The organism is Bacteroides sp. ET225, from assembly GCF_024733745.1.
GTDB lineage: Bacteria > Bacteroidota > Bacteroidia > Bacteroidales > Bacteroidaceae > Phocaeicola > Phocaeicola excrementipullorum.
The window spans coordinates 210,321-222,284 of record NZ_JANRHN010000001.1; the positions used below are offsets into that span (position 1 = coordinate 210,321).

Sequence of the window (11,964 nt, forward strand, 5' to 3'; positions counted from 1 at the left end):
CCTTTCTTTATCATTATAACCCTAATCTCAAAGTGAACGTAAACTGACGGGGAACGGGCGAAGCCACACCGCCGGCATTAAAGAACTCAGGATCCTGACCATTCAGTTTCTTGTCTGCATAAATCAAGAACAGATTCGTTGCCTGAACTTTCAGTGACAAACTCGAAATCTTAAGCGGACTGATCCATGCTTTCGGGAAATCATACGACAATGAAATCTCTTTCATGCGGATGAAATCACCTTTTGCCACACGCACATCCGAGTAGTTATAGGCATTATATGCATACCGATAATCCGTATTTTCATTATACATACGTGCAGAAATGATAGCCGGAATATTCGTACGGTTCTCATCTCCCGCCAAGGTCCAACGGTTCTTAAACTCTCTGGTCATCGCGCTCAGATCAGAATATTGTGCACTAAACACCGGATTCAGACGAACCACATTACCAAAAGAGTAAGTCATGAAGATGTTAAGACGAAATCCCTTATAAGTAAATTCGTTTCCAAAACTACCAGTAATTGTCGGGTCTGTCGGTCCTTCGTAGATCAAGAAGTCGGTATTATCACGCTCTTGGAAGTTTATGCTTGTACTTGTAATCTCGCCCTGTTCGTTCTCAATCAAAGGAATACCGTTCTCATCAAGCCCTTTAAAAGGTATCGAGAACAAGCCACGCACCGGATAGCCCTGCTTTGCAAAGCCCACCCCGGATATCAGATCCATAACATTGGCGTTCTGCTCCAGTTCGGTCACTTCATTCTTTGCATTCGAAAAGATGAAGTTCGTGTGCCAGTTGAAGTCCTCAGTTTTGATGTTATGAGTAGATAAAGTAAACTCCACGCCATGCGACTTCATGCTCGCCACATTGGCTAACTTCAGGATTGTACCTCCCACACCCTGGGTGTTCACTGCACCGATCAAATCGTAGTTGTTACGCTTGTACCAGTCCAAAGCCAGATTAATCCGATTATCCAAAAAACCAACATCAAGTCCGATATTAAGTTCATGCTTCTTCTCGTATGTTAATTCGCTATTCTCCAGATCTACAATCTGCAATCCCGGCTCTTGAATATCCGCAAACGGACGGTAGGGAATATAGCTGTTGATGATGATATTAGAGTTGGTCACATCAGCCGGACCACGATCGGCAGTCAGCGAATAAGAAGCCTTGAATGTCAAATGAGACAAGGCGGGCTGAATCGGTTTGAAGAAATTCTCTTCATGCACATTCCATGCACCTGAAATGTTCCATGTGGGCAGCCAACGTGCAGAACGGCTCTTCCCCATTCTGTTCGTACCTTCATAACGGATTGTTCCGTTCAAAGAATACCTTCCCTTATAAGAATAGTTAGCGTTCGCAAAGAACGCTACGCTGCGTACAGCCGTATTATCCAAACTGAAATACTGATCTCCATCTTCAATTCCCTTCTTAAAATATTGGTATATGTAATAAGGAGTTTCCCCATTAGCGTATTGCATACCCCATCCTTGGAAGTTAGAGCGTGTACGGTCTATCGAATTGAGCTCCATACCCCCAAACAGATTGACTAAATGAATATCATTGAACATATGGTTCCAGTTTACCGTACCTCGAAAATCATAGCTTAACATCTTGTAATCCGTCCGCCTGTAAATACCTCCTTCCGGAAGAATGGAAATTGGGAGTGCATACGGATTGTCAGGATCTGTGTACAGCAACGGGTTCATGTCCATGATTGTTTTGTCATCCAATCCCGCACGATAGGCTTCTGCCTGATTAGAATTATCCTTGATATTATGTTCTTGAGATGTACCCTGATACTTCACAGCTCCCAATGCGCTGAATTCCAGTCCGGCAATCGGCTTCCATTTCAGTTCACCCTGGAATTTCACATCTACGATGTTCAAATCCATATAGTTGTTCTCCAATTCGTTCAGAATGTTGAACGGTGCATAGTTGCTGGTATAATACTCATTCGGGTCCAGTGTTCTGGAAGTATTCAACGCATATGAATAAGGGTTGATATCGAAATCACGCTTCACTTCTCCGTTTACCGGGTCCACATCTTGGCTCAAGGTTCCCGGAGCTTCCTGCTTACGGTAAGAAGCATTTGCAATCATATTGAAACTTAAATGTTTGGAGATATTATAGGTAGTATTCAAGTTGGCAGTATAGCGCTCCACCTTGCTTCTTTTGTACCACCCCGGATCATACATAGCACTGATTGAAGCATAAAACGAAGCCTTTTCCGTACCGCTGCTGATGCTTACCGAATGATTCTGGCTCAGACTCGGGGAAAACAACTCATCAAACCAGTCTGTGTTCCGCATCTCCGCCTGACGCAAATAAGCGTTCTTATTGCTTTCCGTATTCAGCAGCATGGGAAGTCCCGTATTAGAATCAAATGTGTTCATCAACTGATACATTTTTCCATATACGCCACTTTCCGCAGCTCGGATCGTTTCAGAGAAATTCAGCCATCCCTTTTCTTCCATCTGCTTATAGATGCCCATCTGATCCTGCGAGTTCATGATATTAAAATCATTATAGCTCGGAACCAGACGAGTGGTAAACTCACCCGTATAGTTGACACGGCTTACACCTGCTTTACCTTTCTTAGTGGTCACAACAATCACACCGGCCATTGCACGCGCACCATAGATAGAAGTCGCAGAACCGTCCTTCAGTATTTGGAAACTTTCAATATCGTCCGCATTCAAACCTGCAATGGCAGAACTGATCAGGGTTTCCGCATCACCCGAGGACAACTGGTCGGCACTTACTTCAATAGCATCTTCCATAATCACGCCGTCAACCACCCACAGCGGCTTAGAACTACCATAAATAGACGTAGCACCACGGACACGTATTTTAGGAGCCGTACCGAACGTTCCTGATACATTCTGCACGGATACACCAGCAGCCTTGCCTTCAAGACCGCGACTGATATCAGCCAATCCATCCATCTTCACATCATCACCGGAGAGTTGAACCGCAGCTCCACTAAACAAACGCTTGTCCACCCGCTGCATACCTGTAACGACCACTTCGCCCAGCACTTCCGAATCGGACTCCATCTTGACTACCATATTTTTTTTTGCTTTCACGACCGTAGTCTTCATTCCGATGTAGCTTATCTGCAACTTCACCCCTTCCGCCACATTCAAGGTAAAACGTCCGTCAATGTCTGTAATCGTACCCGTCTTGGTCCCTTCTACCATGATTGAGGCACCTACTATCGGCTCATTGTCTTCCGAAGATACAACAATCCCCGAAATTTTTGAGGACTGAGCCATCGCCCACCCAATTCCTATCAACAGATAGAAATAAAAAATTAAACATCTTCTCATAAACTCTATAAATATTAACATTCAATCAGCTGCGAATATATATACTAAAATTTATAAAAACAAGGAAAATACAAAAAATATGTCATTTCATAAACAAATTCCCATTTCTACAAATAAAGCAGAAATATATAACGAATCAACAAACAAAACGCGGTTAAACTTATTTTTAATAGTAAAATATACACTATATCCAGTGATTTAAAACAATAAAAAGCCATAGATTCGGACTTAAACGAAAAACAAATCATTTACATTTTTCAATAAAATAAAGATATAACAATCAAAATGTCATAACAACCATCCACCGCCAAAAGCTAAAATATATATACAAGTTGCAAAAATATATTCATCAAGCATTGCCCTTTCATTTCCCCATCCGCTAAACCTGCAACGCAAGGCACCCTTTTTTCATTGTATAACAGCCAAAGTGGAAGCACAAAAAAAGAAGGATATGACAGGAATGCATCCACAGACTGCTGCCCGAACTGAGAACAGTCCATGATGCACCTCCCGGCACATCCTTCCCTATATATACCTCTAATATTTTATTATCTGCTCAGCTCGCGCGAACGCTCGCCCAGATAACCGCCGTGATGGCGCTTGCTGTACTCCTCGATCGTAAATCCAGTACGCCTCATGGTTTCTACCACCAGAATGTCACCGATTACGGTCATTACCGTGGTCGATGTGGTGGGAGTCATGCCCAACAAACAAACCTCATCAGGATGTCCCGTTGCCAGACAGATATCCGCAACGTGCGCCAACGGACTTTCCGGATTTCCGGTAATAACGATTTTACGCAATGACGGATCCAGCTTTGCCGCCAATTCGGTCAGCTCCACAATTTCGCGCGTCTTCCCCGAATTAGAAATCAACAGCAAGAGATCATTCTTCTGCAGAATGCCCAGATCTCCATGCTGAGCTTCACTGGGATGCAAAAAGACAGAAGGGATTCCGGTAGAACAGAAAGTGGTAGCAATATTCATCGCTATCTGACCGGCCTTTCCCATGCCGCTAGTCACAAGCTTTCCACCCTTCTCATGCACTTGCTCCACAATCAGCGACACCGCTTTTTCATATGCGTCGGTCACCGGTATATTCAACACAGCCTGAGCTTCCTCCTGCAACAGTTCCTTAATAGTAGTTTGAATCATAAGCCAGATTATATAAATTACATTATTTGTCAAGCATGGCAACCAGTTCGTCAAAAGAGCCGGCCACCAGAATATAGTTATCAATGGAACGGTGAGTGAAATGAAGCCTCCCGAGTTTCTCAAAGAAACGCAGCATTTCATCCCAGAACCCGTCTACATTATATAATATTACCTTCTTGTTGTGGTATCCGATCGAAGCAGAAGCAGCCACATGAAAAATTTCATCCAGCGTGCCGATTCCCCCGGGAAGAGCCACCATCACATCAGACTCCTGCAGCATCAGATCCTTCCGGTCGCTCAAGTTCACGGCATGAAAGTTAATGTCGAGCAAATCGCTCACCCTCCCCGAGTCTTCCAGCTTTGTAGGAACAATTCCCATCAGCATCGCCCCGTTCGCTTTCGCCGCCTGCGCAACAACTTCCATCAGCCCCGTGTTTGACCCGCCATAAATCACCCGCTTCTTGTGCTGCCCAAGCCAGACGCCCAATTCTTCAGCCTTTTCCTTATACACTGGTGCTATCAGGTCGGAAGCGGAGCAGAATATGCCAATCTTATCCATTCTTGTTCTTCTTTCAATTTATCAATACAATGCAAATATCTGTATTTTTTTGAGGAAAGACAATAACTATTGTTGTAATTTTGCCAAGTCAAACCGAATAAGCAAAAAAGAACAATGCCAGTTTCAACATTCATACTGCCCAACGGACTGCAAATCATCCATTCATCAAGCCCTACAGATGTGGCCTATTGCGGATACGCAGTAGATGCGGGCACACGCGACGAATTGCCTCAAGAACAAGGCATGGCACATTTTGTGGAACACCTCATTTTCAAAGGGACAAAAAAACGCCACGCCTGGCACATACTCAACCGAATGGAAGTTGTGGGAGGTGATCTGAACGCCTATACCAACAAGGAAGAAACTGTTATCTACAGCGCATTTCTAAAGGAACATTTCAGCCGGGCAGCCGAACTGCTGACAGACATTGTCTTCAACAGCACTTTCCCTCAAAATGAGATAGACAAGGAGGTGGAAGTCATCATCGATGAAATCCAAAGCTACGAAGACAGTCCCTCGGAGCTGATTTTCGACGACTTCGAGGAACTGATATTCCCCGACCATCCGTTGGGAAGAAACATTCTCGGGAAGCCCGACTTGCTGCGTGAATTTACCAGCAGCGATGCGCTGAACTTTATCGGCAGGTACTACAGGCCCGACAACATGGTGTTCTTTGTCCAAGGAAACATCCCGTTCGACAAAGTCGTGCAGACGATGGAAAAGATAATGACACTGGCCGGAATACAGCCTCAACCGGGAGAAAGAGTCAAGCGCACGGCACCGCACCCTTATTCCCCCTGCCAGCGCATACTGAACAAAGACACCCACCAGTCGCACGTCATGATTGGCGGCAGAGGATATGACGCACACAACGAACGGCGTACAGGCCTGTATCTGCTGAACAACATTCTGGGAGGCCCCGGGATGAACAGCAAACTGAACATCGCGCTAAGAGAGCAGCGGGGACTGGTTTATAACGTAGAGTCAAATCTTACCTCCTACACTGACACCGGAGCATTCTGCATTTATTTCGGCTGCGACAGGAAAGATGAAGAAAAATGCATAAAGCTGGTTCATAAGGAACTTCAGAAAATATGCGAGAAGCCTATGACTTCCTACCAGCTGAACGCAGCGAAAAAGCAAATCATCGGCCAGATAGGCGTATCAGGCGACAACTTCGAGAACAACGCCCTTGACATGGGAAAATGCTTTCTTCATTACAAAAGATACGAAGAAAAAGAAGAAGTGTTCAGGCGCATCGAAGCACTTACTCCGGAAGAACTGCAGGATATAGCGAATGAAATGTTCTCTGACGGATACCTGTCAACGCTCATCTATCACTGAAACATAAAATAACACCAAATAAATACATTTTTCGCCCACTTAGTACAATATAAAAACACAATATCCACAAACGTGTTTTTCTGTCTTTTCACAAAAGGTTTAAAGTTTGTAACTTGGAACTGTTTTTAATGAAAGGACGATGATACATAACACTGCAACAAACAAAAAGATAGAAGAGAAGCTGGCAGAATGGAAAAAACAAAAGCACTACCTTCGCCCAAGAATCACAATCATGCATCTCAGCAAGGCTATAGGCATCAACCGGACATATGTATCCAACTTCATCAATAATACCTACGGACTGAACTTCAACACATGGATCAACCACCTCCGGATAGAAGAAGCCAAAATCAAAATGTCGCTCTCCAACCGGAGAAATCTTGCGGAAATTGCCGAACAGGTGGGATTCACCGACCTCGCGCATTTCAGCAAACAGTTCAAGAGCAAGGAGGGCATGTCCCCCTCCGAATGGAGAAAAAATGCATAAGGCCTTTATACATGGAGCGAACATGAGCAGAACCGGCAAGCAGCCTGTCGGTTTCCACAGGGTATCTGAGCTCCAAAAGACACAAACAGGCGACTGCACGATACTCTCTGTATCCGACACCATGCCGGCTCGAACGGAATTGCTGATGCAAGAGCCTGCCGTTTTAGAAACTGTTTTGAATTTCTCCAAAAAGTTTTTCTTGGCTTGATGTATTCGTTTTCGTGTGTGCTTTGGGCTATTTTTTGGTCTTTTCCGCTTCTGTTTTTCGTCAGATAGCCCGCTATCTTCCTCATCACACAAACGGAAATGCCTCAAAAACTCATCCCAAATCAGCACACGATAAATTCAAAACAGTTTCTTAATTTTCCAATAAAGTAATGTTCATCAGGCTCTGAAAGCTGCCGATTCTAGCAAAACAGTCTGTCTTCAGGCTAAAGACATGCATCTTCAGGCTGAAGATATATATATCCAGACTGGAGATCTGCATCTCTAGACTGGAGATTGAATTTTCCACAAAAAATCCCCTTTTTCATCGGATGAACAAAAAAGACACTCCCTCCTTCCAACAGGATAGGCCAACAATTTCGCTTCACATGCAATTAATGAACGGCAAGGGGAGGTCGGGAAACTAAAAATTAGTATCTTTGCTCTCTCTAAAAACAAGCAGACAAACAAATTATATAACTACGATGAAAATAGAAGACAGACTGGCTGCCGCTGCCGCGGATGCCGTGAAAGCACTTTACGGATGCGAAGCCGCTCCGGGAACGCTGCAACTGCAAAAGACGAAAAAAGAATTTGAAGGACATCTTACGCTGGTGGTTTTCCCTTTCCTGAAGATGTCAAGAAAGAGCCCTGAACAGACCGCTCAGGAAATCGGCGAGTACCTGAAACAACACGAACCTGCCGTAGCGGCATATAACGTGATAAAGGGATTCCTGAATCTTACCATTGCACCGCAAATATGGATTGAAATGCTGAACCATATTGACGCCGATGCAGAATGGGGAATCACGAAGGCGGGGGCAAACGCTCCGCTGGTCATGATCGAATATTCATCGCCCAACACCAACAAGCCGCTGCACCTGGGACACATGCGCAACAACTTGCTGGGCAATGCTTTGGCAAACGTAATGGCCGCCAATGGGAACAAAGTGGTAAAGACAAACATCGTGAACGACCGGGGCATCCATATCTGCAAATCAATGCTGGCATGGCTGAAATACGGCAACGGAGAAACGCCGGAATCCTCAGGCAAGAAAGGCGACCACCTCATCGGCGACTATTACGTGGCTTTCGACAAGCACTACAAAGCAGAGGTGAAAGAACTTCAAGCTAAATACGAAGCGGAAGGAATGGACGCCGAACAGGCTAAAGCCAAAGCCGAAGAAGAAGCGCCGCTGATGAAAGAGGCGCGCGAAATGCTGCGCAAATGGGAAGCGAATGATCCGGAAGTGCGTGCGCTCTGGGAGAAGATGAACAACTGGGTATACGCCGGATTCGACGAAACCTACAAGATGATGGGAGTCAGCTTCGACAAGATCTACTATGAATCGCAGACGTATCTGGAAGGTAAAGAAAAAGTGCTTGAAGGACTTGAAAAGGGACTGTTCTACCGCAAGGAGGACGGATCGGTATGGGCCGACCTCACTCCGGAAGGACTTGACCAGAAGCTGCTGCTGAGAAGCGACGGCACATCGGTCTATATGACGCAGGACATCGGAACAGCCAAGATGCGCTTCGAAGACTATCCTATCGACAAGATGATCTACGTAGTAGGAAACGAACAGAACTACCACTTTCAGGTATTGTCAATCCTGCTCGACAAATTGGGATTCAAATGGGGAAAAGACCTCATCCACTTCTCCTACGGAATGGTAGAACTGCCGGAAGGCAAAATGAAGAGCCGTGAAGGTACAGTTGTCGACGCAGACGACCTGATGGAAACGATGATCGAAACGGCGCGCGAAACCAGTGCCGAGCTGGGCAAGCTGGACGGACTGAGCAAGGAAGAAGCAGAAAACGTGGCACGCATCGTAGGACTCGGAGCGTTGAAATATTTCATCCTGAAAGTGGACGCACGCAAAAACATGACTTTCAACCCGAAGGAATCGATCGACTTCAACGGGAATACAGGTCCGTTCATCCAATATACCTACGCACGTATCCGTTCCATTCTGCGCAAAGCTGCCGAAGCAGGAATCAGCCTGCCCGAAACGCTTCCCGCTGACATAGAGCTTAATACAAAAGAAGAGGAACTGATACAGAAACTGGCTGATTTCCGTGCCATCGTAAAGCAGGCCGGAACAGACTACAATCCGTCTATCCTTGCCAACTATGCATATGATCTGGTGAAAGAATACAACCAGTTCTACCACGACTTCAGCATCCTGCGTGAAGAAAACGAGGCACGCAAGATTTTCCGCCTCGTGCTGAGCAAGAACGTAGGGAAAGTGGTGAAGCTGGCCATGGGACTGCTGGGAATCGAAGTTCCCGAACGCATGTAATCCGCAAACAATGGCAAAGCCCAAATTTTATACTGTCTGGAAAGGCGTCTGCCCGGGGGTATACTCCTCGTGGCAGGACTGCCAACAGCAGATCAAAGGCTTCAAGGGAGCCATGTACAAGTCTTTCAGCACGAAGGAAGAGGCCGAACGGGCGTTGGAAGAACCTGCCCATCTGCATTGGGGAGCTCAAGCCCAGACGCCGCCTCTCGCCGACAGGCTTCCTGAAGGATTCAACACCAACTGCCTGGCTGTAGACGCTGCATGCAGCGGCAATCCGGGACCCATGGAGTATCGGGGTGTTTATCTAGCCACCGGCGAACAGATTTTTCACTACGGACCGGTTTACGGGACAAACAACATCGGCGAATTTCTGGCCATTGTCCACGGACTCGCCCTGCTGAAACAGAAGAATCTGCAGATGCCCGTCTATTCGGACAGCAGAAACGCCTTAAACTGGGTGAAACAGAAGCAATGCAAGACCAAGCTGGAACGTACAGACAAAACCGAAGCCTTGTTCCAGCTCATCGGACGGGCGGAGAAATGGCTTAAGGAAAACAGCACCAACTGTCCGGTATTGAAATGGGAAACTGACCGGTGGGGAGAAATACCCGCAGACTTCGGAAGAAAATAACTGCCCCTCCAATCTCCTTCAAGGGGAAGTTGAGGGGAGTTCCTTTTTTTAATTGTATAGTATCTATATGAAAAAGAGATTCCTTTATCTGGGCCTGTTCTTCGCAACAGCCCTCTTGCTGTTCATCTTCCAGAAACCGCTCTTTATGCTCTACAACGACAGCGTGGGAAGAGGAGTGCCGTTGGCCGAATACTTCCGGGTCATGTGGCACGGAGCAAGCCTGGACGCAGCCGTAACCGGCTACCTGATTGCGCTTCCATGGCTCGTCACACTGATCAGCGTGTGGTTCAAGAAGTTCCCGCTCCGGAAAATACTGACAGGATATTATGCACTGATTGCCTTGCTCATATCACTCATCTTCATGGGCGACATGTCCCTCTATCCGTTCTGGAACTTCAAGCTGGACGCTTCGGTGTTCTTCTATCTCGAATCTCCACAAAACGCAATGGCCAGCGTTTCCGCCGGATTCGTCATCCTGAGAATCCTCTGCATCCTGCTGCTTTCGGGACTGGGCACATGGATTCTGTACCGGATTACACCGCGTATGCTTCCTTCCGCCAAAAAGAAACTGTTGGGAAGCCTCGGACTGATACTCACAGGAGGTATCATCTTCCTCATCATTCGCGGCGGAGTGACCGAGTCGACTTCAAATATCGGACAGGTATATTATTGCAACGACGAGTTTCTGAACCATTCCGCCGTCAACCCGGCTTTCAGCCTGCTGGCGTCGGTCAGCAAAACCAAAGACTATGCAGAACAGTTCAATTACTTCGGAGAAGCAGAACGCAATTCACTGTTCAACGGACTGTATCCGGTCAAAGGTGAAAACACGGCGGAACTGCTCAAGACCAAACGCCCCAACATACTGATCATACTGATGGAAGGGTTCGGAGGAGCAATGGTGGAATCGCTGGGAGGAGTGAAAGGCGCCAGTCCGAACATCGACCGGCTTTCCAAGGAAGGGATCTGGTTTTCCCGATGCTACGCAAACAGTTTCCGGACAGACAGAGGCACTATCTGTACGTTCAGCGGATACCAAAGCTTCCCGGATCTGTCTGTCATGAAAATACCGGCAAAAAGCCGCACGCTTCCTTCCATTGCCGAAAAGTTGGCGAAGGAAGGCTACCGCACGGATTTTCTGTATGGAGGCGACATCAACTTTACCAACATGAAAAGCTACCTGCTGGGAAGCGGCTACCAGCATCTGACAGCTGACATCGATTTTCCGTCCAGCCAGCGGCAAAATGCTTGGGGAGTAAACGACGACATCACATTCGATTATCTGTATGACCAGCTCATCGGGCGCAAGGAATCTCCCTGGCACACGGCATTCCTCACCCTGAGCAGCCACGAACCGTTTGAGGTGCCTTTTCACAAGCTGGAAGAAGCACGTCCGAACGCATTCGCTTTCACCGATGACTGTCTGGGGAGGTTTGTTGAACGCATCCGCAAAACTCCGGTATGGGACAACCTGCTGATAGTCTGCCTGCCCGATCATGGCTTCTATTATCCGGAAGAAGGACATCCGCAGGACGAACGTATTCACCGCATCCCGATGCTCTGGCTGGGAGGCGCGATAAAGCAGCCGATGGTTGTAAACAAGATCATGAACCAGACAGACATGGCCGCCACATTGCTGGCTCAAATGGGAATCAGCCACGAAGAATTCAGTTTCAGCCGGAACGTGCTGGGAGAAGAATACACCTATCCTTTTGCCTACTGGACTTTCGGAGGAGGGTTTGCCTTTGCGGACAGTACGGGAGTCACGCTATTCGACGTGAATGCCGACCGCCCGATACTGGAGCGTCCGGCAGCCGACAAGAACCGTATACTCCGCGGCAAGGCAATACTGCAAAGCTCGTACGATGACTTGGGGGCAAGATAAAAAGAAAGACAAAGGCACAGAGAATGAAAGCAGACGCTTATATCTCCGTGCCCTTTTCAAAAGACG

At 46.8% G+C, this 11,964-nt stretch carries 8 protein-coding genes; 5 read left to right on the forward strand and 3 right to left on the reverse strand.

Annotation, left to right across the window (positions count from 1 at the left end; translation table 11 throughout):
• Nucleotides 1-13: 13 nt before the first annotated feature.
• From NW212_RS00965 to NW212_RS00975, 3 genes are all read right to left on the reverse strand, one after another.
• Entirely contained in the window at nt 14-3,331 is a 3,318-nt protein-coding gene (locus NW212_RS00965; RefSeq protein ID WP_375337926.1) for a SusC/RagA family TonB-linked outer membrane protein, read from the reverse strand.
• Nucleotides 3,332-3,879: 548 nt separating this feature from the next.
• A complete protein-coding gene (locus tag NW212_RS00970) occupies nt 3,880-4,485 on the reverse strand; it encodes an SIS domain-containing protein (RefSeq protein WP_258336778.1) in 606 nt (201 codons plus the stop codon).
• A 22-nt stretch (nt 4,486-4,507) separates the two neighbouring features.
• On the reverse strand, nt 4,508-5,044 hold the full coding sequence (locus NW212_RS00975) for a TIGR00730 family Rossman fold protein (protein WP_258336779.1): 537 nt from the start codon (nt 5,042-5,044) through the stop codon (nt 4,508-4,510).
• A 114-nt stretch (nt 5,045-5,158) separates the two neighbouring features.
• Between NW212_RS00975 and NW212_RS00980 the strand changes: the two genes are divergently transcribed.
• The 5 genes from NW212_RS00980 (at nt 5,159) to NW212_RS01000 (ending at nt 11,898) form a co-directional block, all read left to right on the forward strand.
• On the forward strand, nt 5,159-6,388 hold the full coding sequence (locus tag NW212_RS00980; protein ID WP_258336780.1) for a pitrilysin family protein: 1,230 nt from the start codon (nt 5,159-5,161) through the stop codon (nt 6,386-6,388).
• Between the two features lie 139 nt (nt 6,389-6,527).
• On the forward strand, nt 6,528-6,875 hold the full coding sequence (locus NW212_RS00985) for an AraC family transcriptional regulator (RefSeq protein ID WP_258336781.1): 348 nt from the start codon (nt 6,528-6,530) through the stop codon (nt 6,873-6,875).
• 689 nt (nt 6,876-7,564) lie between these two features.
• Nucleotides 7,565-9,382, forward strand: coding sequence for an arginine--tRNA ligase (gene argS, locus NW212_RS00990; RefSeq protein WP_258336782.1), 1,818 nt, complete (start codon nt 7,565-7,567; stop codon nt 9,380-9,382).
• A 10-nt stretch (nt 9,383-9,392) separates the two neighbouring features.
• A complete protein-coding gene (locus tag NW212_RS00995) occupies nt 9,393-10,013 on the forward strand; it encodes a ribonuclease H family protein (protein ID WP_258336783.1) in 621 nt (206 codons plus the stop codon).
• Nucleotides 10,014-10,080: 67 nt separating this feature from the next.
• A complete protein-coding gene (locus tag NW212_RS01000; RefSeq protein ID WP_258336784.1) occupies nt 10,081-11,898 on the forward strand; it encodes an LTA synthase family protein in 1,818 nt (605 codons plus the stop codon).
• Nucleotides 11,899-11,964: the final 66 nt, after the last annotated feature.

Excerpts from the sequence above, each read along its gene's own strand:
- NW212_RS00965 (WP_375337926.1), bottom strand. The coding sequence starts at position 3,331 with ATGAGAAGATGTTTAATTTTTTATTTCTATCTGTTGATAGGAATTGGG.
- NW212_RS00980 (WP_258336780.1), top strand. The coding sequence starts at position 5,159 with ATGCCAGTTTCAACATTCATACTGCCCAACGGACTGCAAATCATCCAT.
- NW212_RS00985 (WP_258336781.1), top strand. The coding sequence starts at position 6,528 with ATGATACATAACACTGCAACAAACAAAAAGATAGAAGAGAAGCTGGCA.
- NW212_RS01000 (WP_258336784.1), top strand. The coding sequence starts at position 10,081 with ATGAAAAAGAGATTCCTTTATCTGGGCCTGTTCTTCGCAACAGCCCTC.
- NW212_RS00970 (WP_258336778.1), bottom strand. The coding sequence starts at position 4,485 with ATGATTCAAACTACTATTAAGGAACTGTTGCAGGAGGAAGCTCAGGCT.
- NW212_RS00995 (WP_258336783.1), top strand. The coding sequence starts at position 9,393 with ATGGCAAAGCCCAAATTTTATACTGTCTGGAAAGGCGTCTGCCCGGGG.
- NW212_RS00975 (WP_258336779.1), bottom strand. The coding sequence starts at position 5,044 with ATGGATAAGATTGGCATATTCTGCTCCGCTTCCGACCTGATAGCACCA.
- argS (WP_258336782.1), top strand. The coding sequence starts at position 7,565 with ATGAAAATAGAAGACAGACTGGCTGCCGCTGCCGCGGATGCCGTGAAA.